This window comes from Streptomyces sp. NPDC002133 (assembly GCF_040296405.1).
Taxonomy (GTDB): domain Bacteria; phylum Actinomycetota; class Actinomycetes; order Streptomycetales; family Streptomycetaceae; genus Streptomyces.
This window is the reverse complement of the sequence record NZ_JBEOXF010000058.1, coordinates 24,368-48,091: the sequence shown is the minus strand read 5'-3', so window position 1 is coordinate 48,091 and position 23,724 is coordinate 24,368. Positions and strand designations below refer to the sequence as shown.

Sequence of the window (23,724 nt, the reverse complement as noted above, 5' to 3'; positions counted from 1 at the left end):
GGCTCGCACCGGGGGGCCCCGCCCCGGCGTGACCGCGGGGGGGGGGCGGTACGGCCGCCGCCGTACCGCCCCCGCCCGCGTTCCAGGGGAATCAGGGGAATCAGGGGAACCGGGGAATCAGCAGTACAGGTTGCCGCCCGTCGGCACACCCAGGATCTGTGTGAAGCGCGTGTAGTTGTCGACGCGGCTCTGGACCTGCGCCGGGTTCCTGCCGTCGCACTCCAGGGAGCCATTGATGGAGCGGATGGTGTGGCCGAAGCCCGCCTGGTTGACCATGGCGTTGTGGCCGGTCATCGTGCCCGGGCCGCTCTGCGTGTTCCAGTACCAGAGGCCGGTCTTCCAGGCGACGGCCGACTCGCGCTCGACCCGCCACGGGTTGTTCAGCAGGTCGATGCCGAGGGCGTCACCCGCGGCCTTGTAGTTGAAGTTCCAGCTGAGCTGGATCGGGCCGCGGCCGTAGTACGCGGCCTGGCCGGCCGGACAGCCGTAGGGCCGGCCGGCGTCGCAGTAGTGGGGGTAGTTGGCGGTGTTCTGCTCGACGATGTGGACCAGGCCGCCCGTCTCGTGCGAGACGTTGGCGAGGAAGGCCGCGGCCTCCTGCCTCTTCACCGTGTCGCTCCCGGTGTTCGCGAAGGCGGGGTAAGCGCTCATCGCCGCGGTCAGCCCGCTGTACGTGTAGAACGCGTTCCGGTTCGGGAACATCTGGTTGAACTGCGCCTCGGTGACGACGAAACCGGAGGGGGACGGGCCGGGACCGGGATCGCCGCCGCCCGTGCCGCAGGTGCCCTGGTCGGCCCAGACGCCCCACTCACCGGTGGTGCCGGGCGTCTCGCCCTGGGTCCACCACTTGGCCTGCCAGTTGTGGCCGTTGTGGGAGGCGACCATGCCGCCGGTGTACACGGCGGAGGAGTTCCAGGTAGCGGCACAGGCGGCCGCCGCAGCGGAGGATGCGGGCAGGAAGACCGCGAATCCGAGGATCGCCGCGAAGGCGGCGAACAAGCTCACCATGCGTCGTGACAACGTTATCGACCTTTCCCTGTGGGGGTTCGGAGCCGTGGGAGGTGCAAAGGGTGTTGCCATGGGACGTGTTGAGCACTGAACCGGGAATGGTCTGGACCTGTCAAGGGTCTAGACCATGATTGTCGCGATGGTGGCGGACTTCGGCCGGGGACGGCTTCCGGCCGGGGACGGTCACCGCAGTGTGCGGTGTGCGAGGATCCCGCCGTGGATCCGCTGATGCCCGAAGACCCGGCCGTCATCGGCCCGTTCCGACTTCTCGGCAGGCTCGGCACCGGCGGAATGGGCCGCGTGTTTCTCGCCCGGTCGGAGGGCGGGCGCACGGTCGCCGTGAAGGTCGTGCACGCGGAGCTGGCCGCACAGCGGGAGTTCCGGCTGCGGTTCACGCGCGAAGTGGCCGCGCTGGAACGGGTCGGCGGGGACGGGACCGCGCCCCTGATCGACTCCGACACGGCGGCCGACGCGCCCTGGGTGGCGGTCTCGTACGTACCGGGGCCGTCGCTGCGGACCGTCGTGGACGACCACGGGCCGCTGCCCGCCGATTCGGTGCACACCCTCGCGGCCGGGCTCGGGCAGGCCCTGGACCGCATTCACGCCGCCGGGCTCGTGCACCGCGACCTGAAGCCGTCCAACATCCTGCTGGCCGTGGACGGACCGCGCATCATCGACTTCGGGATCGCGCGCGCGGTGGACACGGTCACGGACGGCGGGCTCACCAGCACGGGAGCGGTGGTCGGTTCGCCCGGCTTCATGTCTCCCGAGCAGGTACGGGGCGAGAAGGTCACCCCGGCGTCGGACATCTTCTGCGTGGGTGCGGTGCTCGCGTACGCGGTCACCGGACGGCAGCCGTTCGGGTCGAGCGAGAGCGGCGTCCACGCCGTCCTGTTCCGGATCGCGCACGACGAGCCCGACCTCGAGGGGCTGCCGGACGAACTCGGCCCGCTCGTACGGGCCTGTCTGGACAAGGACCCGGCCCGGCGGCCGACCGCCGCCGAACTGGCACGTACCGCACCGGGCCGCGGTGACGCCTGGCTGCCGCCCGCGTTGCTGGCCCGGCTCGGGGCGCACGCGGCGCAACTGCTGGACGCCGACACGCCGGTGCCGGGCGAGGCCACCGCTCCGGGCGACGGTCCCCTGCCGAAGGTACGGCGGCGGCGGGGGTGGCGCACCGTCCTCGCCGTCGTGTCCGCGGTGGCGGTGCTCGCGGGCGGAGGCGTGGCGGCCAGGGCGCTCTGGCCGGACCAGGATCCCGAGTCCTACGAGAAGCCCAGGGGCAGCGACAGCGACAAGCCCACGGAGGGCCCAGGCGGCGGAGACAAGGGCGAGGACAAGAACAAGGGCGGCGACGTACCGGACGTGTTCATCGGCGCCTGGGAGGGAGTACTCGAAGGCACCGACGAGCACCCCAGGTCGACCGGCCGCATCGAGATCAGCCAGGGCGAGAAGGGCCGCAAGACGGCCGTGTACGTCCAGGTCACGGGCGAACGGCTGTGCATGGGCCGGTCGGTTCTCGTCTCGGCGGACGACGACGGGATCGTCTTCGGCGAGAGCGACGTGACCACCGGCGTTCCGGCCGAGCAGTGCCTGCCCGCCGCGCACCAGACCCTCAGCGTGCGCTCCCCGGACGTCATGCAGTGGACGTCCGGAGCCGTCTCCGCGACCTTCCGCAGGGCGAAGACCGGTCCACAGGTCGTACCCGCCGAACTCGTGGGCAGGTGGAAGCAGCACTTCGACGAGATCTCCGGCGGTGATCAGGGCGAGACGTTCAACAACACCGTCACCATCACCCAGGGCCCCGTCGGCGCGCCTCTCGTGCGCTTCGAGAACTCGTACCCGAGGACCGACCCGGACACCGGTCAACCGGTCGACGGCACCGTCAACTGTGCGAGCACGGCTGTGCTGGGCGGTGCCGGCGGCCCGTTGATCATCGGGCCGCAGACGCCGGACTCCGGTTCCTGGGACCCCGAGTGCTCGCCCCTTCCCGCGCAGTACCTGCGCGCCGACCGCTTCCAGGGCAAGGAACGTCTGCTCATCCACGGGATGAGTGCGGACGGGGAGCCCGGGGAGTACTACCGCGAGTAGGTGTACGTCCGCGCGTACTGCCGGAAACCGAGGCTCCGGTAGAGCTTCCCTTCGCACACCTCGACGAGGAGTTCTTCCGGCTGCGGACCGGCTTCGTGGGGGCGAGTTCGCGCAGTACGGCGTCGGCCCGGCCGTCGTCGGCGACATCGCCGCGCACACAGCCGCCGGTGAGGCGCTGCGCGACCTGGCCCGTGAGGGCAACCGGGGGAGGGATTTCCGGTTCGTCCGGGACCTCGACGAGGTCCGTGACCGGCTGCGCGGCCCGCGCTCGGAGGACAGGACGTCCCGCGCCTGAACGGGCGGCGAACAGCAGCCGACGGAGTCCTGCGGAAGCTCGCAACCGGCCTCGCACGCACGTACGGTGACGGTCCGTGGAATGGGTGAGCGCTGAGAACGTCGTGGCCTTGGGTACCGCTGTGCTCGGCATCCTGGCCTCCGCAGGCGTGCTCTGGTACGAGCGCCGGGTACCGAGCCGCAAACGCATCGGCTACCGCATCCAGCTCGACACGCCGATCGGCAGCAACGTACGCAACGGGCGCCCCAACATCCGGCTCGGGCTGTTCAACGACACACCCGACATGTCCGACGGGACACTCGTCCTCCTGCGCATCGAGAACGACGGCTCGCAGAGCATCGCCGACAACGACTACACCGGCCGTGAACTGCACGGCCTCACCGTCGACTTCACCGACCGCTTCGTGCGCGGCCTGGCCGTCACCCACACCGAGGAGACGGAACACCTGGGCGAGCACTTCACCCCGGCCGCGGGACTGCGGTTCGTCGGCAACACCCTCTACATCCCGCGTGTCCCGCTCAACCGGGGCGAGCACTTCAAGCTGCTCGTGCTGCTCTCCGGCGGCCCGGTGGGCTGCACGGTGAGGATCACCGGCGGCATCCGGGACGGTGAGGTGATGCCCAACCGCGCGATCCTGCCCGACGACAAGCCCCCGCTGTTCAGCACCGCGGCCCGCAACATCACGGTGCTGCTGACCGCCTGTGTGGTCGCGCTCGCCGCGATCATCGTCGTACGCGACGACACCCGGCCGCCGATCGGCTGCGCCAAGGGCGAGCTGACCGTCACGGGCTCGACGGCGTTCGCGCCCGTCGTGCGCGAGATGGCGAAGAAGTACGCGCGGGACTGCGAGGGTTCGACCATCACCGTGGACGCCCACGGCAGCGCCGCAGGGATACGGTCGCTCGCCGCGGCGGGCGAGAAGGCGGAGAAAGGCTCCCCCGCCGTGATCGCGCTCTCCGACGGGCCCAAGCCGGGCGGCTTCCCGCAGCTGCGCGAGAACCGGGTGGCGGTCTCCGCCTTCGCGCTCGTCGTCAACGACAAGGTGCCGGTGAAGAACCTCTCCCTGGCCGACATCCGCGCGATCTACCGCGGCGAGATCACCGACTGGGGCAGGTTCGGCCGCCCGGACCTCAAGATCCTCCTCGTCAGCCGCGACGCCAACTCCGGCACCCGCGAGGTCTTCCAGCGCCGGGTGCTGGGCCGCAACGAGCCGGCGAACTCCTCGCGCGACTGCGTGAACAAGGACGACCCCGAGTCGGGTGTCGTCCGCTGCGAACTCGACAGCACGGAGCAGGTACTGACCACGGTGGCCAGGCTCCCGGGTGCCATCGGCTACAGCGAACTGCGCGCCGGGTCCGGCCTGAAGGGGATCCGCCGGCTCGACATCGACGGCGAACCGCCGTCGATGGAGACCATCGGCACCAGCGCGTACCCGTACCGTGAGATCGAGTACGCCTACACGTACGGCCGGCCCCCGACCGACTCCCTCGCCTCCAGCTTCCTCGGCTACATGCGGCAGGGCGGCGGCCAGGACATCGTCACCACCCACGGCCATCTGTCGTGCGCGACGCCGAAGGGGCTGCGGATCTGCGGGGAGGAATGAGCCGGATCCGCGGACGGGGGCGGGCGGCCGACGCCCGCCATATAGGTTGAGCATTCAACTCCGCCTCTCTTGCCAGGGGTTGACGAGTCCATGACGATGGAACTCATGTCGCAGCAGACTTCAGAAGGCACCAGTGGCACCAGCGGCACCACACGACGCGCCGTACTCGCCGCGGCCGCCGGGACGGTGGCGGTCAGCGCCGCAGCCCCCGGCCAGGCGGTCGCCGCCGATTCCGGCCAGAAACCGGTCGGAGCGCCCGGCAGCGGACACGGCGGCCGGCCCGCCACGGCGCAGTCCCCCTCCCGCGAGCTCCGTGCACTCCTGCGAGAGATCGACCACGACCGCATCGAGGCGACCGTACGGAAGCTCGCCTCCTTCGGCACCCGGCACACCCTCTCCGTCCAGGACGACCCGACGCGCGGCATCGGTGCCGCCCGGGACTGGATCTTCGCGGAGCTGAAGAGCTACGCGGAGGCTTCCGGCGGCCGGATGACCGTCGAGCTCCAGTCGTACATCCAGGAACCGGCGTCCCGGATCCCGGTCGCGACCCGAATCACCAACGTCCTCGCCACCCTCCGCGGTTCGGTCACGCCCGAGCGGGTCTACGTCGTCTCCGGCCACTACGACTCCCGCGTCACCGACGTCATGGACGCGACCAGCGATGCCCCCGGCGCGGACGACGACGCCTCAGGGGTCGCGGTCTCGATGGAGCTGGCGCGCGTCATGGCCACCCGCCGCCCCGCCGCCACGATCGTCTTCGCGGCCGTGGCGGGCGAGGAGCAGGGCCTGTACGGGGCCGCGCACATGGCCGGCCGGTTCACAGCCGCCGGCGCGGACGTCCAGGGCATGTTCACCAACGACATCGTCGGCAGCTCAACGGCGGACGACGGCACCCGCGACCCATACACGATCCGGCTCTTCGCCGAGGGCGTGCCCAGCTCCGAAACCCCCGAACAGGCCGCGACACGACGCTCGGTGGGCGGCGAGAACGACTCCCCGGCACGCCAGCTCGCCCGCTTCGTACGCGACACCGCCGACAACGACGCGACCGGCATGAACGTCCGCGTGATCTACCGGCGCGACCGCTATCTGCGCGGCGGCGACCACATCCCCTTCCTCGAGCGCGGCTATCCCGCGGCCCGGTTCACCGAGCCGGCCGAGGACTACGCGCACCAGCACCAGGACGTCCGCGTCGAGGACGGCAAGCAGTACGGCGACCTGCCGGAGTTCTGCGACTTCGGCTACATCGCCCGGGTGGCCAGGGTGAACGGCGCGGCCCTGTGGACCCTCGCCGCGGCGCCGGGCACGCCGCGCAACGCCAAGATCGTCACCAGCACGCTCACCAACGCCACGGAGCTGGTGTGGGGCCGCGGCACGGAGCCGGACCTGGCGGGGTACGAGGTGGTGTGGCGCGAAACCACCGCGCCCGAGTGGACCCATGTCATCAAGGTCGGCGATGTGACGCGGCACGAGGTCGACCTGTCGAAGGACAACGTCTTCTTCGGCGTGCGGGCGGTGGGCCGGACGGGCGCGAAGAGCCCGGTGGCGTTCCCGGTGCCGCAACGCTGAACGAGCGGCCGGGCGACCGAGCGGCGCCCCGCGCGTCCGTCCTCACACCCCCGACGGGGCCCCGAGGGAGCCCCGTCGGGGCACGGCCCCGACGCCGGCGGCCACGAGTTCCGCGATCACGTCGGCGTAGCAGCGTTTCTCGGGCGCAGCAGCAGCCGAGCCGGCGGCCGCGCAGGGCAGGCAGGGCAGGCAGCCGGGCCGCCGGCTCCGGACGCGTCGGCGGACAGTCGCGGTACTTCCCGACCCCTTCGTCCCGCGTGCCGGCGCGGCACGGGCCGGCGAGCGGTGAGGCGTCGAGGTGCCGGCCCCCTCGGCGCAGGGTGCGGCCGACCTGCACCACGCCGGCGTACTCGGGGTCGTCGCGGTGTCCCTCGGGGTTGACCACGCTGGTGTGGCGCATGGGCCGACCAGGGCCGGCCACGAACACGCGAACACTCTGCCGATCCTGCTACGCGACCGCACCGGCACGACGGCCGGTACCCTGCGCGCCCGCCGGCCGGGAGCGCAGAGAGAAGCGGCCCGCGGGAACGGTGTCCCACGGGCCGCCTCGTGCGCCTCGCCTGCGCTTACAGGAAGGAGTTGATCTCGATCGTCTCGGTGCGGCCGGGGCCGACGCCGATCGCCGAGATCGGGGCGCCGGACATCTCCTCCAGCGCCTTCACATAGCCCTGCGCGTTCTTCGGCAGGTCGGAGAAGGTCTTCGCCTTGGTGATGTCCTCCGACCAGCCCGGCAGGTACTCGTACACCGGCTTCGCGTGGTGGAAGTCGGTCTGCGAGTACGGCAGCTCCTCGACACGCCTGCCGTCGATCTCGTACGCGACACAGACCGGGATCTGCTCCCAGCCGGTGAGCACGTCCAGCTTGGTGAGGAAGAAGTCCGTCAGGCCGTTGACGCGGGTGGCGTAGCGGGCGATGACCGCGTCGAACCAGCCGCAGCGGCGGTCACGGCCGGTGGTCACGCCGCGCTCGCCGCCGATGCGGCGCAGCGCCTCGCCGTCCTCGTCGAAGAGCTCGGTCGGGAACGGACCGGCGCCGACGCGGGTCGTGTACGCCTTGAGGATGCCGATGACACGGCTGATCTTCGTCGGGCCGACGCCGGCGCCGGTGCAGGCACCGCCGGCGGTCGGGTTGGAGGAGGTGACGAAGGGGTACGTGCCGTGGTCGACGTCGAGGAGCGTGCCCTGGCCGCCCTCGAAGAGGACGACCTTGCCCTCGTCGATGGCGTTGTTCAGGATCAGCGTCGTGTCGGCGACGTACGGCTTGATCTGCTCGGCGTAGCCCAGCATCTCCTCGACGATGCGGTCGGCCTCGATCGCGCGGCGGTTGAAGACCTTGGCGAGGAGCTGGTTCTTGTTCTCCAGCGCCGCCTCGACCTTCTGGGCCAGGATCGACTCGTCGTACAGGTCCTGGACGCGGATGCCGACGCGGTTGATCTTGTCGGCGTACGTCGGGCCGATGCCGCGGCCCGTGGTGCCGATCTTGCGCTTACCGAGGAACCGTTCCGTCACCTTGTCGAGCGTGACGTTGTACGGGGTGATCAGGTGGGCGTTACCGCTGATCAGGAGCTTGGACGTGTCGACGCCGCGCTCGTTCAGCCCGCTCAGCTCGGAGAGCAGGACAGCCGGGTCGACGACGACTCCGTTGCCGATGACCGGGGTGCACCCCGGCGAGAGGATTCCGGAAGGGAGGAGGTGGAGCGCATACTTCTGGTCGCCGACGACGACCGTGTGGCCGGCGTTGTTGCCACCCTGGTAACGCACCACATAATCCACGGATCCACCGAGGAGGTCGGTGGCCTTTCCCTTGCCTTCGTCACCCCACTGAGCACCGAGCAGCACAAGTGCGGGCACAGGCGTACACCCCTTCCGGGCGGGGCATGTCCAAGGTCAGGGGGCCTGAGCCGCCAACCGGTGTGCCCCGGAATAGACGAAGCCCCTGGCGCAATAGCGCAAGGGGCTCTTGCACAAAGATGCTACCCGAGGAAGGACCGAGGTGTCGGCTCACGACCAGCTCCTGGTGGTCATCGACCCGGTCGCCCGCCGTATTGACGGCGAGTCCGTTCGGATCGTGAAGGATGTGTTGTGTGCCGGGGCAGCGGCGAAAATCTGCCTGCCCGACGGGCCCGAGGAATTTTGCCGGGTACTGGCCCGAAGGGGTGCCCGGCGGCCTGTCGTGGTCGGTGACGACCGTGCGCTGTTGCGTGCGGTCGCCGCTCTGCACCGGGGGCGCGGGCTCGCGGACGAGGCGCTGTCGCTCGTGCCGGTGGGGGTCGGCGCGTCGGTGGAGCTGGCCGGGTCACTGGGTGTGCCGACGGGTCCTGTGGCGGCGGCGCGGGCGGTGCTGGACGGGGTGGCGCGGTCACTGGATCTGCTGGTGGACGACAGCGACGGGGTGGTGCTGGGGGAACTGCTGATCCCGGCCTCGTCGGCGTCCTCGGCTGCCGTCGCGTCGGCTGCGCCCGCCGGTTCGGTCTGGCACACCTGCCGCTCCCTCGTCCGAACGCTGGTCCGCCCGTCCTTGCCGTCCGCAGCTCCGGCCGCGCCCACGCACCGGCTGCGGGTCGAGGCGGACGGGGTGCTGCTGATCGACCTGGACGAACCGGTCGAGGACGTCCGGGTGCGCGCGGCCGAGGGCGCAGCGGAGGTGACCGTGCACCGCTCGGCGGGCGCGGAGACGCTGCGCACCCTGGCCAAGGTGATCACGGTCTCGGGCCCGAGCTTCCGCTACCGCGCGGACGCCCTGATCCTGGGCCCGGTCCGGCACCGGACGTGGACACTGCGGCCGAAGGGCTGGTCGCTGACGCTGCCGGCCGCGTGACCGCCGGAGTGGCCCCGCGCCGGCATCGGCAGGGTCCCGGTCGCTGGAGGTACGCGAGGAATCCGGCAGCCTCGACGGCGGTCACCGCTCCGGGCGGTCCCTGTCCGGCGATCCGCGCCTCCCGACTCTCCCCCACGGAGGCGCCGGCCGCGGCATGGGCCGCCGACGGTCGGGTCCGCGCCGCGGGAGCGGTGCGGCCCTCGACGGCCAGGAGCCTTCAGGAGCCCTCAGGAGCCGAAGACCTGCTCGCGGTGCTCCCGCCAGCGCTCCAGCATGCCGACGAGCTCCACCTGCATGAAGTCGAAGAACGCGACGGTCTCCGACAGTCGGCGCCCGGCCGGGGTGTCGGGACCGAGGCTGGTGACGCCCTCGCGCAGGGCGTCCGTCCATCGCTTCAGGATCGCGTCGCGGTTGGTCAGCGCCTCGTACCACTGGTTGTTGTGCACGCGGTAGCGCTCTCGCCGTGAGCCCGGTTGGCGCTCCCGCGAGACCATGCTGACCTGGGCGAGATAGCGGATGGCGCCGGAGACCGCGGCCGGGCTGACCTTGAGCTGTTCGCCGAGCTCGGCGGAGGTCATGGCCCCGGAGTCGGAGGCGAGCAGGGCGGCGAAGACCCGGGCGGGCATACGCGTCATGCCTGCCTCGACAAGTTGAGCCGCGAAGCGTTCGATGAAGTCGGACACTGCCGCGGCGTCCCGCTCGGCCCACCTCTTCGCGTTCTGTTCAGTCACCACCGGATCATCTCCCCTGTTCACAGACCCCGACCCGAGTTTATACGCTTCCTTAACTTCACAAATTTGTGAATCTAGCGTACGTTCCAAATCATGACGAAGGCAATCACGGTCGCCGGACTGCACAAGTCGTTCGGGCGCACACACGCACTGGACGGCCTCGACCTCGCCGTCGAGACCGGCGAGGTCCACGGCTTCCTGGGCCCCAACGGCGCCGGGAAGTCCACCACCATCCGGGTCCTCCTGGGCCTGCTGCGCGCCGACTCCGGCGCCGCCCAGCTGCTCGGCAAGGACCCCTGGAAGGACGCGGTCGAGCTGCACCGGCAGATCGCGTACGTCCCCGGCGACGTGACGCTCTGGCGCAACCTCTCCGGCGGCGAGGTCATCGACCTCTACGGCCGGCTCCGCGGCGGCCTCGACAAGGCGCGCCGGAACCGGCTGATCGAGCGGTTCGAGCTGGACCCGACCAAGAAGGGCCGTACGTACTCGAAGGGCAACCGGCAGAAGGTCGCCCTCGTCGCCGCCTTCGCCTCCGACGTGCAGTTGCTCATCCTCGACGAGCCGACGAGCGGCCTCGACCCGCTGATGGAAGAGGTCTTCCAGCAGTGCGTCGCCGAGGAGCGCGACCGCGGCAGGACCGTCCTGCTCTCCAGTCATGTGCTGAGCGAGGTCGAGGCGCTCTGCGACCGGGTCAGCATCATCCGCAAGGGCCAGACCGTCGAGAGCGGATCACTCGCCGACCTGCGCCATCTGACCCGTACGAGCGTGAGTGCCGAGCTCGCGGGAGCGCCCAACGGCCTCTCCCACCTGCCCGGTGTGCACGGCCTCGCCGTTCAGACGATCGAGGGGGGCCAGGGCAGGCGCGTCAGGCTCCAGGTCGACACCGACAAGCTGGACGCGGTGCTGCGCTCCCTGACCGAGTCGGGCGTACGGTCGCTGACCAGCACCCCGCCCACGCTGGAGGAGCTGTTCCTCCGTCACTACCAGGACGACGTACGCACGGAAGAGGCGATGGTCCGATGACCGCCGCAGCGGAGACCGGTGCGGTATTCGCGCCCCGGACCGGCGGAAGCCGGCCGCTGGCGGGCACGGGCGCGCTGCTCAGGCTCGCCCTGCGCCGCGACCGGGTCATGCTCCCCATCTGGGTCGTGGTGATCGGCGCGATGGTGGTCAGCGGCGTCGGCTCGCTCGAGACGCTGTACGACACCGACGCCGAGCGGGCACAGCTCGCCGCGTCGATGTCCACGAACAGCTCACTGCGCAGCCTCTACGGGCCGGTGTTCGACGACAGTGTCGGCGGGCTGGTCGCGTGGCGGTTCGGCACCTTCGCCGCCGTGCTCGCGGCCGTGATGAGCCTCGTCATCGTCGTGCGCCACACGCGCGAGGAGGAGGAGACGGGCCGTCAGGAGCTGCTGTCGTCGGCGATGGTCGGGCGGCGGGCGGCGCTGACCGCGGCGCTGCTGACCGCGGTGATCGCCAACGCGGCGGTGGCTCTGATGATCACCGCCGGCCTGTCCGGGCAGGGCACCGGAGGTGCACTCGCCCTCGGCCTCGCGATCGGCGGGACCGGAGTGCTCTTCGCCACGATGGCGGCGATCGTCGCGCAGCTGACCGAGAGCGCGCGGCTCGCCAAGGGTCTGACGGCCGGGGTGCTGGGGCTGGCGTTCGTGCTTCGGGCGGCCGGTGACGCCGGCACCGCTGGGGGTGCTCCCCCTGGCGAAGGCCTGGGGGGAGGATCGTCCGTGCTGACCTGGCTGTCGCCGATCGGGTGGGCAGAGAACGTACGGGCCTTCGCCGACGAGCGGTGGTGGGTGATCCTGCTGATCGCCGCGGCCGTGGCCGCGCAGTGCGTCGTCGCGTTCACCCTGGCCGGGCGCCGTGACGTCGGCATGGGCTTCCTGCCCACCCGCCCCGGACCGGCCGAGGGCCGGATCGCGACGGCCGGCGGACTCGCCTGGCGGCTGCAGCGCGCGACCCTCTTCGGCTGGGCGGCCGGCTTTCTGCTCGCCGGGATCGTCTTCGGCGGCATGGCGAGCGGCGCGGCCGACCTGGTCGGCGACAACGAGCAGGCCAGGGAGATCTTCCAGCGGATGGGCGGGCAGGCGGCGCTCACGGACGCCTTCCTGGCGGCGATGATCGGCATGTTCGGGATGATCGCGGCGCTCTACGCGGTGGGGTCGGTCCTGCGTATGAACGGCGAGGAGACCTCACAACGCGCCGAACCCGTGCTCGCCAACGCGGTCGGCCGGATTCCGTGGGCCGCCGGCCACCTGGCCATCGCCCTCGGCGGCGCCGGGCTGATCCTGCTGTTCGGCGGGGCCGGCATGGCGATCGGCCACGGCGGGGAGCCGGGGGCGATCCTGGGCGCGGCACTGGTCCAGGTTCCCGCGGTGTGGACGCTCGCAGGCCTGGCGATGCTGATGTACGGCGTCTTCCCGAAGGCTGCGCCGGCGGGGTGGGGAGTGGCGGGGCTGTGCCTGGCGCTCGGGTGGATCGGCCCGGCGCTGAACCTGCCGCAGTCCGTGCTGAATCTCTCGCCCTTCGGCCACCTGCCGAAGCTGCCGGGACCGGGGATGGACTGGCCGCCGGTGCTGGTGCTGACCGCGCTGGCCGCCGCCCTGGTGGCAACGGGCCTGGCCGGCCTGCGCCGCCGGGACCTGCAGACCTGAGCCCGGACGGCTCCCCTCGGACGCGCGGCGCCCGGACCCGTAGCGGAGTCCGGGCGCCGCGTGCCGTCCGTGTGCGGGCCCCGCGGGAGAGGGTCAGAGCTCCACGCGCAGCTCCCGTACCCCGCGGATCACGAACCCAGGCTTCCACTCGGGCTCCGCCGCGAGCCGCATCGTCGGTGCCTCCCGCAGCAGTTCACCGAAGGACGCGGCCAGTTCGATGCGGGCGAGCGGGGCGCCGAGACAGTAGTGGATGCCCGCGCCGAAGGAGATGTGCGGGTTGTCGGGGCGGGACAGGTCGAGCTCGTCGGGCCGCTCGAAGCGGGCCGGGTCACGGTTGGCGGAGCCGAAGAGGAGCCCGAGCTCGGAGCCGCGCGGGATGAGCGTGCCGGCGATCTCGACGTCGTCGAGGACCCAGCGCTCGAAGAGCTGGAGCGGCGTGTCGTAGCGCATCAGTTCCTCCACAGCTGTGGACAGCAGGGAGTGGTCGGCGCGCAGGGCGGCCAGCTGCTCGGGGTGGCGGAAGAGCGTCCACCAGCCGTTCGCGGTGGTGTTGACGGTCGCCTCGTGACCCGCGTTCAGCAGCAGCACGCAGGTGGAGATCATCTCCTGCTCACTCAGCCGTCCCGTATGTCTCCCACCACCGCCCTTGCACAGAGGCCGTTCGGGCCGCACCTCTTCACCCTCCTCGTACGCGGCGATCAGTGCCGAGATCAGGTCATCGCCCGGGGCCCTGCGGCGCTCGGCGATCAAGTCCCTGAGGTATGCCGAGAATTCGAGCGAGGCGCGAACGGCCCGTGCCGCTGTCTCCTCGGACGGGTTCAGCTCGTACATCCCGCAGATGTCCGCCGACCAGGGCCGCAGCAGTGCCCGGTCCGCTTCCGGGACACCCAGCATCTCCGCGATCACCGCGACCGGCAGCGGCTCGGCGACCTCCGCGAGCAGATCGCCCCCGCCCGCCTTCCTCAGGTCCGCGACCAGCCCGGCCGCGAGCCGCCGCACGGTCGTGGCGAGCGCCTCGACGGTGCGCGGGGTGAACGCCTTGGTCACCAGCCGCCGGATCCGCGTGTGGTCCGGGGCTTCGAGGTCCAGCATCCCGTTGTCGTTGAGCGTGTGGAACGGCTCGTGCGCGGCCGGCGGGGGCGTGCGGCCGAACTCCTCGTGCGTGAAGCGGTGCAGGTACGTACGGCCCAGGCGCCGGTCCCGGAGCAGCGCCGAGACATCGGCGTGGTGGGGGACGAGCCACTGGCGGGTGGGCTCGAACCAGTGCACGCGGCCGCGGGCGCGCAGGTCCGCGTACGCGGGGTAGGGGTCGGCGACGAAGTCAGGGGACCAGGGTGCGAAGGCTGCGTCCATGCCCGGACGCTAGCCCGCCCGGGCCGGCTCCGGCGACCCTGGGCGGGCGCCTGCGGCGCTTCTCTCCCCGCCCCTTCCCGAACGGGAGGCATGCCCCGACCCCCTACGCCCTGCGGGCTTGGGGCGCAGGTTGCGGTCGACCGGGCCCGTTCGTCTGCCCCCAAACGGGCTCCACAGGAGGCGTTGGGGGCAAGGGCGGTACGGGGCGGTCAGGTGCGGAGCCGTCGGGAAGGGGGTCCGGGGCGGAGCCCCGGTTCAGGAAAGGGCGAGCGGGGCGAAAGCCCGCCGCAGCGCTCTCCGTCACGCCCTAGGAGGGCGTCACCAGCCGCGCCTCATAGGCGAAGACCGCCGCCTGGGTGCGGTCGCGCAAGCCCAGTTTCACCAGGATGCGGCTGACGTGCGTCTTGATCGTGGACTCGGCGACGACCAGGTGCGAGGCGATCTCCGCGTTCGACAGGCCCTGCGCGATCAGCACCAGCACCTCCGTCTCGCGCTCCGTCAGATCGCCGATCTGGGCCATCGCCGGGGGCCGCGGGGCCGTGGAGATGCGTGAGAACTCGGTGATCAGACGTCGTGTGACCGTCGGCGCGAGGAGCGCCTCGCCCGCCGCCACCACCCGGACGCCGTCCGCGAGCTGCCGGGCCGAGGCGTCCTTGAGGAGGAAGCCGGAAGCCCCGGCGCGCAGGGCCTGGTAGACGTACTCGTCGAGGTCGAAGGTCGTCAGGACCAGCACCTTCGCGTCGGTGTCCGTCGCGACGATCTCGCGGGTCGCCTCGATGCCGTTGAGCTCGGGCATCCGGATGTCCATCAGGACGACGTCCGGGCGCAGGGCGGCGACCTGGGCGACCGCGTCCCGCCCGTTGACCGCCTCGCCGATCACCTCGATGTCGGGCATCGCGTTCAGCAGGACGGAGAAGCCTTCACGGACCATCATCTGGTCGTCGACGATCAGGACACGGATGGTCATGCGGTCTCGTCCCTCGCAACGGGGAGGAACGCGGCGACCTCGTAGCCGCCGTCCTCCGTCGGCTCGGCCGTCATCTCACCGTTCAGCATCGTCACGCGCTCCCGCATGCCGGTGATGCCGTGACCGGCGCCGGGCGAGGGCTTGACGAGTCCGCGCGCCGGGCCGTTGACGATCCGCAGGCCGAGACCGCCGAGAACGTAACTGACCTCGACCTTCGCCGACGCGCCGGGCGCATGCCGCAGCGCGTTGCTCAGCGCCTCCTGGATGATCCGGTACGCCGACAGCTCGACGCCCTGTGGCAGTTCCCGCACCGCGCCCGTGATCGCCAGGTCCACCTCCAGGCCCGCGTCGCGGACGTTGCCCAGCAGTCCGTCGAGGTCGGCGAGCGTCGGCTGGGGCGCGTCCGGCGCCTCGTAGTCCTCGGCCCGTACGACTCCGAGTACGCGGCGCAGCTCGGTGAGCGCGGCCACCGCGTTCTCGCGGATCGTCGCAAAGGCCTGCTCCAGCTCGGGCGGCGGGTTCTCGACCCGGTACGGCGCGGCCTCCGCCTGGATCGCGACGACCGACATGTGGTGGGCGACCACGTCGTGCAGCTCGCGGGCGATGGTGGTGCGCTCCTCCAGCAGGGTGCGGCGGTCGCGCTCGACGGCGGTGACGCTCTGCTGGACGGCGACCTCGCGCTCCGCGTCCCTGCGAACCTGTGCCAACGCCACGACGAGCAGCGCGACGGCGGAGACGAACATCAGCGGTGCGGTGTCGCTGGCGTAGTAGCCGCCGAGTACGGCCTCGGCGAACAGCCCGTACGCCCCGGTCAGCAACCACATCCAGAAGGCGGCCCGCGGCCGGGTCCGCGCCGCGACGACGGTCAGGACGATGAGGTGGGAGGCAATGGTGGCCGGTGACCACGGCCACCCGCCCCAGGAACCGTCGAGGACTGCGAGGAATGGCGTCGAGGCGAGCGAGGCCCAGAAGGCCAGCACGGGACGGACCAGCGTCATCAGCACCGTGGCCGCGGGCACCGCCCCGAAGACGAGGGCGACGAGGCCGAAGACCTCGGATGACATGCCGGCGCCGATGAGCAGCACCAGCAGGGCGCCGCCCGCGACGACCGCGTGCGGGGTCCAGACGGCGTACCGGCGGATCCGCGCCGGGAGCCGCCGCATCACCGGTCCGTCGCCCGCGGACGGAGCCAGCGGCCGGTACGCGAAGGCGTCGCGGAAGAGATCCTGCCGCAGACCGCTCAGCGCCCCCATGGCCAGGCGGAACTCGGGGCTGCGGCTGTCGGTTTCGGTGCGCGGTATGCGCTGCGTGGTCGGCGTGTCGGTCACGTCAGCAAAGGTACGGCCGCGGTACGGACGCGGTCGTCACCTGTGATGCGGATCCTTCCGCGTCCGTCCCAGGTACTACTCGGGTTCTGCCGGGTCAGGCTCGGAACGCCGACGCGTGCTCGGCGGCCCAATCGGCGAAGGTCCGCGCCGGGCGGCCGGTGATCCTCCGCACGGTGTCGACGGCCGTCCGGCCTTCGGGCGGGGTGTTGCCGTACACGCCGAGCAGGAAGTCGATCACGTCCTGCGGCAACCCGGCGGCGCGCCACCTCCCCACGGCCTCCTCGGGGGTGAGCTCGACCAGCTCGACGGCCTTGCCACGGGCGGCCGCGATCGCGTCCACCTTGTCCCGCAGGGTCAGCACCTCGGGGCCCGTGATGACGTACGACCGTCCGCCGTGGCCGTCCTCGGTCAGCGCGACGGCCCCGACCGCGCCGATGTCCGCCTCATGGACCATGGCGCTCAGCCGGTCCGTGAACGGTTCGCCGACCGTGTCCTCGGTGCGGACGGACTCGGCCCACTCCAGCGCGTTCGCCATGAACTCGACCGGCATCAGCACCGTCCAGGCCAGGTCGCTCGCCATCACCGCGTCCTGGAGCGGCGTGCGGTCGCCGCCGTGCAGGACCGTGACCCGCCGGACGCCTGCCTTGCGGGCGAGTTCGACGATCCGCGGGCCGGTCTCCAGCGGGGCCATGTACTCCCCGCCGAAGGTGATCAGGTGCAGTCCCGCGATGCCTTCCAGGGCCGGGATCAGACTGTCCGGGTCGGTGAGATCGCCCTGGACGACCTCGACGACGGCCGGAAGGGACGCCTTCGCCTTCGCGGGGTCGCGCGTGAGGGCGCGGACGGCATGGCCACGGGCGAGGAGCTCGGCGACGACCTGGCGGCCGACCGTGCCCGTGGCACCGGTGACAAGGGCCTTCTGGTGGTGCGCGGTGTTCGTCATGGCATGACCGTACGAAGCCTTGCGGTCAGGCTCTGTCCGCAAGGCCAGGCGGTTCACCAGGCGAGCTGAGCGATCTCCTCCGCCACCACCGCGCACGCGTCCGCCGCCGGATCGATCAGCGGGAAGTGCCCGACGTCCTCGAGGAGCGTGAAGCCGACCGTCTCGCCCGCCTTCGCCGCCGCGTCCACGTACGCCTCGGCGACCGCCTGCGGCACCACGGTGTCCTCGCGGCCCTGGACGACCGCCGTCGCGATCCCGGTGGGCAGCAGCGCCGCCGGGTCCGCGTGCGCCGCACGGTCCTCGAAGCGGTCCTTTCCGCCGAGCAGCTGGTGCACGGCGCCGCCGCACACGGACAGCTCCGCCGCCCTGCCGAGGTCCGCGATCGGAGCCAGCGCGACGACTCCGCGCAGCAGCGGCGCCGCCGCGAGCCGCCACGGCGACCCGACGGGCAGCACATGGCGCGCGGCCGCCCACAGCGCGAGGTGGCCGCCCGCCGAGTGGCCGGTGAGCACGATGCGCCGCGGGTCGGCCTGGGGCAGTGCCGTACGGGCCAGCTCCGGCAGCGCGTCCAGCGCCGCCGCCACGTCGTCGAACGTCTCCGGCCAGCGCCCGGCCACCGGACCGGTGGCGTCCTCGTCGTCGCGCTGCTGCGGCAGCGAACCGCCTCTTCGGTACTCCACGTTCGCCACGGCGAAACCGCGCCGGGCCAGGAAGTCCGCGAACGGGGTGATGTGCTGCCGGTCGTACGGAGCCCGCCATGCCCCGCCGTGCAGCACCACGACGAGCGGCACCGGGTCCCGGCCGTCACGCGGCGCGTAGAAGTCGACGACCTGGTCGGGGTGTTCGCCGTACGCGGCGGTGGCGTCCGGGGCAACGGCCGGATGCGACAGGGCCGAGGCCTCTTCGGCGGCGTCGCGAGCGGCTGCGGGGTCCGGCATGCTGCTCCAACCTTTCGGTGAGGGGGCCGAATTGGCCTGACCAGCGGGGACGGTATCAGGCCCCCGGCCCCCCGCGATCAGCCGTGCGCCTCGGTCAGGACCTCGGCGAGGACCCTGGCCGCGCGCTCGGTGTCCGCGAATCCGACGTACAGCGGAGTGAATCCGAATCGCAGCACGTCAGGGCGGCGCAGATCGCCGACCACGCCGCGAGCGATCAGGGCCTCCATGACGGCGGGCGCCCCCTCGCACGACAGCGCGACCTGGCTGCCGCGCTCGGCGTGCGCACGGGGCGTCAGTGAGGTGACCCTCCCGTCGGGGACGTACGCCTCGACGCACTCCAGGAAGAAGTCGGTGAGGGCGAGCGACTTGGCCCGTACCGCCTCCACCGAGACCCCGTCCCAGACGTCGAGGGCGGCCTCGAGTGCCAGCATCGAGAGGATGTCGGGCGTACCGACCCGGCCGCGGACCGCACCGTCCGCCGCCGTGAACCCGGAGGCCATGGCGAACGGGTCGGCGTGCGAGTTCCAGCCGGGGAGCGGCGAGTCGAAGCGATCCTGGTGGCGCTCGGCCACGTACAGATACGCCGGCGCACCCGGGCCGCCGTTGAGGTACTTGTACGTGCATCCGACCGCGAGGTCCACGCCGTGCGCGTCGAGCCCGACGGGCAGCGCGCCCGCGCTGTGGCACAGGTCCCAGACGGCGAGCGCGCCCGCCTCGTGCACGGCCGTGGTGAGCGCCGGCAGATCGTGGAGCCTGCCGGTGCGGTAGTCGACGTGGTTGACGAGCGCGGCGGCCGTACGCGGTCCGAGCGCGGTGGGCAGCTCCGCCGGGGCGACGGGCACGAGACGGCGGCCCGTCAGCCGGGCGGCGGACTCGGCGATGTATCCGTCCGTGGGAAACGTCGTCGCGTCGACGACGATCTCGTCCCGGTCGTCGCCCGCCATCCGGACCGCCGCGACCAGCGCCTTGAAGACGTTCACGCTCGTCGAGTCGCCGACGACGATCTGCCCGGGCGCGGCGCCGACGAGCGGGGCGATGCGGTCGCCGATCCGCTCGGGGGCGGTCCACCAGCCGCTCTCGGTCCATGAGCGGATGCGCAGCTCGCCCCACTCGCGGGTGATGACGTCGGCCATGCGCTCGGGGACGTGGCGGGGCAGCGCGCCCAGCGAGTTCCCGTCGAGGTACACGACGCCCGCGGCATCCGCCGCATGATCGGACACGGTGAGCGCGAACAGCTCGCGCTGCTTGGCCAGTTCGTCCGCGGCGTCCAGCCCCGCGGCCTTCTCGGCCAGGTCCGTCGAGGAGTCAGACATGGCTGCGCGCCGTCCAGAGCTCGGGGAACACGTTCTTCACGGCTCGCTTCTCCAGCCACGCCACGCCCGCCGAACCGCCCGTGCCCGTCTTGGAGCCCATGGCGCGGCGGGTGGCGACCAGGTGGTCGTTGCGCCAGCGCCAGACCAGCTCGCCGACGTCGGTCAGCGCCTCGCCGAGGCGTACGAGCTCGGTGTGCTGGTCGTCGTCCTCGTACACGCTCGCCCACACCCGCTCGACCTCGGGCGACGGCTCGTACCGCTGGGACAGATCGCGGTCGAGGACAGCCTGCGGGACGGGCAGCCCACGGCGCGCGAGCAGCCGCAGGACCTCGTCGTACAGGCTCGGCTCGTGCAGGGCCTTCTCCAGCTCGGCGTGGACGCGCGGGGCGCCGCGGTGCGGGACGAGCATCGACGCCGACTTCTCGCCGAGCAGGAACTCCATGCGCCGGTACATCGCCGACTGGAAGCCGGAGCCCTCGCCGAGGGCGCCGCGGTACGAGTTGAACTGCATGGGGGTGAGCTGCGCGAGGGGCCGCCAGGAGGCGTTCAGCGCGTCCAGCTCTCGCACGGACCGCTTGAGTGCGTCCATCGCGACGGGCAGATCGTCGCGGCGCAGGGCGCGGGACGCGGTCTCCCACTCGTGAACGATGACGGTGAACCAGAGCTCCATCACCTGGGTGGTGACCAGGAAGACCATCTCTCCGGGATCGTCGGAGCGAGGGTGCTGGAGATGGGTGAGGACGTCCGCCTGGACGTAGTCCTCGTACGGGGTCGTGCCCGCGAAGTCGAGGTTCGGGGTGTCCGAACCGGCTCCGGCGGCATCGGGATACTGCGACATTCGCTGTCTCCTGACACAAGTGTCCGGGTAGCGGTCCGCCCCTTTCCGTTGGTGGTATCGGAGCTCCGGTCCCCTGCGGGCATCATAAACAGAGGCTCCGACCCCTCCGCCAGGGGCGGACGCCAGGGAGAGGGCGCCCGCCCCGGTCCGCCGGGAGTCGCGGTCGACCGAGGGCCTGGATCAGTGGAAGGCCCGTATCGGCCGAGAGGCCGGATTCAGCCGAGGGTCTCAGCGGCCGTCTCGGACGAGTCGCGCAGGAACGTCGTGCAGCGCTCGTACTGTTCGGTCCAGGCCGACACCTGCCTGTCTGATATTTTCGCAGGTCAGGGCCCTGATGGCAGTGGGTTTCGCTGGTGCCGCAAGGGCTTGGCGAGCAGGTCGGCTCCCGGAGAGACGCCCGTCGCCTACCTCAGGATCCCGACGACGGGCACTCGCGCGATCGTTCCGTTCGGTGGGGCAGTGGTCGACGGAGCTGAGACCTGCGCATTGCGAGGACCTGCATGACCGTGACGGCGAATGCCAGCATGTGGCACAGCATCCCGTTTCCCCTGGCCGGGGACATGCTGTCTCGAACCGCGTGGCACCCGGTCCACCATGGGCTGCGCCGTCAGCTCACGCATACCGGTGGCCTGGCCACGCAGGCAGCGCCCACGGGCTACCGCCACGACCCACGGCTTGGTGCCGGCCGATGCAATCGACCTCTATCGGGAGCGGACCAGGGAGGACTCTTTTACGGTGAAGACGGTGTCACATCCGTCGCGGACGTACTCGTTGTGGGTGGCGATGACCACGGCGCATCCGGCCTCGCTCATCTCACGGAGGATGTCGACGACCATGGTGGCGTTGGCATCATCGAGGGCGCCGGTCGGCTCATCCGCGAGCACGAGGGTTGGCTGCTTGACCATGAGCCGGGCGAGGGCCACCCGCTGCTGTTCTCCGCCGCTGAGGTGGTAGATCGTCTCCTTCCCCCGCCCGCCCAGACCAACACGATCGAGGGCTTCGACGATGGTCGCACCGACCTCACGGACATCCCGAACACCTGGCCACAAGTGGCAGACTGCATCCATGACGACTCAGAAGAACCTGCTCGGCGGCCCGGAGCCGACGTACCTCCCGGAGAACGAAGAGGCGTGCCGCCTGCTGGGCGAGGAATCCCAGCCTCCGGCCGAGGTCGCTGCGAAGCACCCCACGTTCTCGCTCGCCTGGGCCATGCTCGCCGACGACGCCTTCGAGGGGGGGCGAGTGGTCGAGTCGTACGCGTACGCGCGCACCGGCTACCACCGCGGTCTGGACGCGCTCCGCCGGGCCGGGTGGAAAGGACATGGCCCCATCCCTTGGGACCACCGAGCCAATCGCGGTTTCCTGCGGTGCCTCGCCGCCCTCGCCCGCGCCGCCGGCGAGATCAACGAGAAGGACGAGACGGAGCGTTGCTGGCAGTTCCTTCAGGACAGCAGCGCCGAGGCGTACGCCGAGCTGAAGCGGTAGTCACCGCGGCAGAGTCGACTGTGCCGCCGTCACTCAGCAGGGGACGGCGGCACGGAGCGCATGATTACATGTAGCACCATTCTCCCACGGCACCGGGCCGTGGCCCTTCCAGCCGCTGCGGCGCAGCGCGTCGAGACCGCGGTGGTAGCCGGTGCGGGCGTAGGCGTACGACTCGACGACACGGCCGGCGTCGAAGGCCTCGTCGGCCAGCTGGGCCCAGGCCAGCGAGGACGTCGGGTACTTCGCGGCGACATCGGCGGGGGCGGTGCCGTTCGCGAGCAGCTCCCGGGGCTCCGGGTCGTCGGGCAGGTGGGTGGGGGGCGGTCCCCCCAGCAGGTTTTCGTTGATGGCCATGCCCTCAAGTGTCACAGAAGCGGTGGGACGGCCCGGTGCACATCCCGGCGGGGTGCGCACCTCCGGCGCTGGGCCCGCAGGACCGGGCCCTGACCCTCCGGATACAGCCGGCGCCGCAGCCGTCGGCTCAGCCTGGCATGACGACGTACGTCAGCAGGGGCGCGAGGAAGATCGGGAAGACGAGCGTGGCCGGCGGCAGCGGCCGGCGCTCGAAGTAGCGCGCGAGGACGGCGCTGAACAGCAGCGCGAACGGGTAGACGGCGACGATCGTCACCGGGGTCATCTTCCAGCGGGCCGGCGGCACTGCCGCGGTGTGCGGGACGTCGAACCAGGTCTCCAGACCGTTGGTGGTCAGCTCCGGATGCGCGGTGCGTGCCGGCGGCAGCACCCTGTCGTGCCGGGTGGCACGGTCCGCGGATGTCATCCAGTGGTCGAGGGAGTCGGGGTCGGCCCACCCGACGACCGCGTGGTGGAGCCGGATCCTGTCCTCTTCGGGCCGCAGCCATGTCACTTCCTCGTTGCCGGGGAAGCCTGCCGCCGCGTGCTGGAGCCCGTACGCCCACTGCTCGAACTCGGCCTCCTTGCCCTCGGCGACGTCCCAGGTGAAAACCACGGTGACCGGTCTTCGCACGCCAACTCCGCCGTCTCGCATGTTCACTCCGTCTTCCGCACCCCCGTGCGTGGCGACCCGACCCGTGACGGACATCCGGTTGCGACCCATTTGTCACTGTATGAGCATTGGGGGGAAAGTGCCCAGGAGGAGCTCATGCCTGCACGTCGCTCGGCCATCACCGAACGTGGTCGCACGCTCGAGGAGCGGGGACCCGGCCCGGTCGAAGTCACCCTGAGGGTCAACGGCGCCGAGCGCACGATGGAGATCGAGCCGCGTGTGAGCCTGCTCGACGCCCTGCGCGAGCGCCTGTACATGACCGGGGCGAAGAAGGGCTGCGACCAGGGCACGTGCGGCGCCTGCACGGTGTGGGTGGACGGGCGGCGCGTGCTGGCCTGCCTCACTCTCGCGATGACCTGCGAGGGCCGCGAGATCACCACCATCGAGGGGCTTGCGGAGAAGAACGAACTGCACGACATGCAGCAGGCGTTCATCGCGGAGGACGCGTTCCAGTGCGGCTTCTGCACACCCGGCCAGATCATGTCGGCCGTGGCGCTCCTCAAGGAGGGGCACTCAAGCGACGACGCCGAGATCAAGGAGTGGATGAGCGGCAACATCTGCCGCTGCGCCGCGTACCCGCACATCCGGGCCGCCATTCGCGCAGTCCGTGACGGGCCGGACCGAGCCGGCTAGTCCCTCACGGTCCGGCCCGGACAAGCGCGCAAGCACGCCGCCGCCCCACAAGCACACCGGCCGACGAGCACGCCGATCGAGCAGAGCGCGACCGACCCCGACATGTGACCGACCCGAGC

Annotated in this window: 21 protein-coding genes and 1 pseudogene; 9 read left to right on the top strand and 13 right to left on the bottom strand. The window is 71.4% G+C overall.

Features of this window, described 5'->3' with window-relative positions; all coding sequences use genetic code 11:
• Window positions 1-117: 117 nt before the first annotated feature.
• Complete coding sequence (locus tag ABT078_RS34540; protein ID WP_502981456.1) at window positions 118-1,008, bottom strand: glycoside hydrolase family 19 protein; 891 nt, start codon at window positions 1,006-1,008, stop codon at window positions 118-120.
• 216 nt (window positions 1,009-1,224) lie between these two features.
• Here ABT078_RS34540 and ABT078_RS34535 point away from each other — a divergent pair, with 216 nt between their 5' ends.
• From ABT078_RS34535 to ABT078_RS34520, 4 genes are all read left to right on the top strand, one after another.
• Window positions 1,225-3,099 carry a serine/threonine-protein kinase gene (locus ABT078_RS34535; RefSeq protein ID WP_502981454.1) on the top strand — a complete coding sequence of 625 codons (1,875 nt, stop codon included), beginning with the start codon at window positions 1,225-1,227 and terminating at the stop codon, window positions 3,097-3,099.
• Window positions 3,062-3,394 carry a DUF4180 domain-containing protein gene (locus ABT078_RS34530; protein ID WP_351234887.1) on the top strand — a complete coding sequence of 111 codons (333 nt, stop codon included), beginning with the start codon at window positions 3,062-3,064 and terminating at the stop codon, window positions 3,392-3,394. The genes ABT078_RS34535 and ABT078_RS34530 overlap by 38 nt, the downstream gene beginning before the upstream one ends.
• A 76-nt stretch (window positions 3,395-3,470) precedes the next feature.
• Window positions 3,471-4,997 (top strand): substrate-binding domain-containing protein, encoded by a 1,527-nt coding sequence (locus ABT078_RS34525; protein WP_351234885.1) that lies wholly within the window; start codon window positions 3,471-3,473, stop codon window positions 4,995-4,997.
• A gap of 105 nt (window positions 4,998-5,102) precedes the next feature.
• Window positions 5,103-6,566 carry a M20/M25/M40 family metallo-hydrolase gene (locus ABT078_RS34520; RefSeq protein WP_351234883.1) on the top strand — a complete coding sequence of 488 codons (1,464 nt, stop codon included), beginning with the start codon at window positions 5,103-5,105 and terminating at the stop codon, window positions 6,564-6,566.
• Between the two features lie 566 nt (window positions 6,567-7,132).
• On the opposite strand, the gene ABT078_RS34515 is transcribed toward ABT078_RS34520, so the two are convergent.
• Window positions 7,133-8,416, bottom strand: coding sequence for an adenylosuccinate synthase (locus ABT078_RS34515; RefSeq protein WP_351234881.1), 1,284 nt, complete (start codon window positions 8,414-8,416; stop codon window positions 7,133-7,135).
• A 142-nt stretch (window positions 8,417-8,558) separates the two neighbouring features.
• Between ABT078_RS34515 and ABT078_RS34510 the strand changes: the two genes are divergently transcribed.
• Window positions 8,559-9,383, top strand: a complete 825-nt coding sequence (locus ABT078_RS34510) for a diacylglycerol kinase family protein (RefSeq protein WP_351234879.1) — start codon at window positions 8,559-8,561, stop codon at window positions 9,381-9,383.
• Between the two features lie 227 nt (window positions 9,384-9,610).
• Here the strand turns inward: ABT078_RS34510 and ABT078_RS34505 are convergent, their stop codons facing one another.
• A complete protein-coding gene (locus tag ABT078_RS34505; RefSeq protein WP_351234877.1) occupies window positions 9,611-10,117 on the bottom strand; it encodes a GbsR/MarR family transcriptional regulator in 507 nt (168 codons plus the stop codon).
• A gap of 90 nt (window positions 10,118-10,207) precedes the next feature.
• Between ABT078_RS34505 and ABT078_RS34500 the strand changes: the two genes are divergently transcribed.
• Together ABT078_RS34500 and ABT078_RS34495 are read left to right on the top strand one after the other, a co-directional pair.
• The gene (locus tag ABT078_RS34500; RefSeq protein ID WP_351234875.1) at window positions 10,208-11,137 is read left to right on the top strand and encodes an ABC transporter ATP-binding protein; all 930 of its coding nucleotides are present in this window, start codon (window positions 10,208-10,210) and stop codon (window positions 11,135-11,137) included.
• Window positions 11,134-12,783, top strand: a complete 1,650-nt coding sequence (locus tag ABT078_RS34495) for an ABC transporter permease (protein WP_351234873.1) — start codon at window positions 11,134-11,136, stop codon at window positions 12,781-12,783. Before ABT078_RS34500 ends, ABT078_RS34495 begins: the two co-directional genes overlap by 4 nt.
• 93 nt (window positions 12,784-12,876) lie before the next feature.
• Here the strand turns inward: ABT078_RS34495 and ABT078_RS34490 are convergent, their stop codons facing one another.
• From ABT078_RS34490 to ABT078_RS34455, 8 genes are all read right to left on the bottom strand, one after another.
• A complete protein-coding gene (locus ABT078_RS34490) occupies window positions 12,877-14,136 on the bottom strand; it encodes a cytochrome P450 (protein WP_351234871.1) in 1,260 nt (419 codons plus the stop codon).
• A 307-nt stretch (window positions 14,137-14,443) separates the two neighbouring features.
• Window positions 14,444-15,103: a response regulator gene (locus ABT078_RS34485; protein ID WP_351234869.1), complete on the bottom strand. Its 660-nt coding sequence runs from the start codon at window positions 15,101-15,103 to the stop codon at window positions 14,444-14,446.
• The gene (locus ABT078_RS34480; protein ID WP_502981453.1) at window positions 15,100-16,431 is read right to left on the bottom strand and encodes a sensor histidine kinase; all 1,332 of its coding nucleotides are present in this window, start codon (window positions 16,429-16,431) and stop codon (window positions 15,100-15,102) included. Before ABT078_RS34480 ends, ABT078_RS34485 begins: the two co-directional genes overlap by 4 nt.
• 94 nt (window positions 16,432-16,525) lie before the next feature.
• Window positions 16,526-17,374 carry an NAD(P)H-binding protein gene (locus ABT078_RS34475; protein WP_351234867.1) on the bottom strand — a complete coding sequence of 283 codons (849 nt, stop codon included), beginning with the start codon at window positions 17,372-17,374 and terminating at the stop codon, window positions 16,526-16,528.
• A gap of 53 nt (window positions 17,375-17,427) precedes the next feature.
• Window positions 17,428-18,312 (bottom strand): alpha/beta hydrolase family protein, encoded by an 885-nt coding sequence (locus ABT078_RS34470; protein WP_351234865.1) that lies wholly within the window; start codon window positions 18,310-18,312, stop codon window positions 17,428-17,430.
• Window positions 18,313-18,389: 77 nt separating this feature from the next.
• Window positions 18,390-19,625 carry a kynureninase gene (gene kynU, locus ABT078_RS34465; protein WP_351234863.1) on the bottom strand — a complete coding sequence of 412 codons (1,236 nt, stop codon included), beginning with the start codon at window positions 19,623-19,625 and terminating at the stop codon, window positions 18,390-18,392.
• Window positions 19,618-20,463 (bottom strand): tryptophan 2,3-dioxygenase, encoded by an 846-nt coding sequence (gene kynA, locus ABT078_RS34460; protein WP_351234861.1) that lies wholly within the window; start codon window positions 20,461-20,463, stop codon window positions 19,618-19,620. Before kynA ends, kynU begins: the two co-directional genes overlap by 8 nt.
• A gap of 701 nt (window positions 20,464-21,164) precedes the next feature.
• The gene (locus tag ABT078_RS34455; RefSeq protein ID WP_351234858.1) at window positions 21,165-21,512 is read right to left on the bottom strand and encodes an ATP-binding cassette domain-containing protein; all 348 of its coding nucleotides are present in this window, start codon (window positions 21,510-21,512) and stop codon (window positions 21,165-21,167) included.
• A 16-nt stretch (window positions 21,513-21,528) separates the two neighbouring features.
• Between ABT078_RS34455 and ABT078_RS34450 the strand changes: the two genes are divergently transcribed.
• Entirely contained in the window at window positions 21,529-21,948 is a 420-nt protein-coding gene (locus tag ABT078_RS34450; RefSeq protein WP_351234856.1) for a DUF3151 domain-containing protein, read from the top strand.
• A 78-nt stretch (window positions 21,949-22,026) separates the two neighbouring features.
• On the opposite strand, the pseudogene ABT078_RS34445 reads toward ABT078_RS34450, so the two are convergent.
• Window positions 22,027-22,302 (bottom strand): annotated as a pseudogene (locus tag ABT078_RS34445) (DUF3151 domain-containing protein); the annotation flags it as partial.
• Between the two features lie 127 nt (window positions 22,303-22,429).
• Window positions 22,430-22,933 (bottom strand): antibiotic biosynthesis monooxygenase, encoded by a 504-nt coding sequence (locus ABT078_RS34440; RefSeq protein WP_351234854.1) that lies wholly within the window; start codon window positions 22,931-22,933, stop codon window positions 22,430-22,432.
• A 135-nt stretch (window positions 22,934-23,068) separates the two neighbouring features.
• On the opposite strand from ABT078_RS34440, the gene ABT078_RS34435 reads away from it, so the two are divergent.
• Complete coding sequence (locus ABT078_RS34435) at window positions 23,069-23,605, top strand: (2Fe-2S)-binding protein (RefSeq protein ID WP_351234852.1); 537 nt, start codon at window positions 23,069-23,071, stop codon at window positions 23,603-23,605.
• Window positions 23,606-23,724 lie beyond the last annotated feature (119 nt).

Bases quoted from the DNA above. Each gene is read 5' to 3' on its own strand.
- ABT078_RS34500 (WP_351234875.1), top strand. From the start codon at position 10,208: ATGACGAAGGCAATCACGGTCGCCGGACTGCACAAGTCGTTCGGGCGC.
- ABT078_RS34435 (WP_351234852.1), top strand. From the start codon at position 23,069: ATGCCTGCACGTCGCTCGGCCATCACCGAACGTGGTCGCACGCTCGAG.
- kynA (WP_351234861.1), bottom strand. From the start codon at position 20,463: ATGTCGCAGTATCCCGATGCCGCCGGAGCCGGTTCGGACACCCCGAAC.
- ABT078_RS34470 (WP_351234865.1), bottom strand. From the start codon at position 18,312: ATGCCGGACCCCGCAGCCGCTCGCGACGCCGCCGAAGAGGCCTCGGCC.
- ABT078_RS34490 (WP_351234871.1), bottom strand. From the start codon at position 14,136: ATGGACGCAGCCTTCGCACCCTGGTCCCCTGACTTCGTCGCCGACCCC.
- ABT078_RS34520 (WP_351234883.1), top strand. From the start codon at position 5,103: ATGTCGCAGCAGACTTCAGAAGGCACCAGTGGCACCAGCGGCACCACA.
- kynU (WP_351234863.1), bottom strand. From the start codon at position 19,625: ATGTCTGACTCCTCGACGGACCTGGCCGAGAAGGCCGCGGGGCTGGAC.
- ABT078_RS34485 (WP_351234869.1), bottom strand. From the start codon at position 15,103: ATGACCATCCGTGTCCTGATCGTCGACGACCAGATGATGGTCCGTGAA.
- ABT078_RS34450 (WP_351234856.1), top strand. From the start codon at position 21,529: ATGACGACTCAGAAGAACCTGCTCGGCGGCCCGGAGCCGACGTACCTC.
- ABT078_RS34495 (WP_351234873.1), top strand. From the start codon at position 11,134: ATGACCGCCGCAGCGGAGACCGGTGCGGTATTCGCGCCCCGGACCGGC.
- ABT078_RS34540 (WP_502981456.1), bottom strand. From the start codon at position 1,008: ATGGTGAGCTTGTTCGCCGCCTTCGCGGCGATCCTCGGATTCGCGGTC.
- ABT078_RS34475 (WP_351234867.1), bottom strand. From the start codon at position 17,374: ATGACGAACACCGCGCACCACCAGAAGGCCCTTGTCACCGGTGCCACG.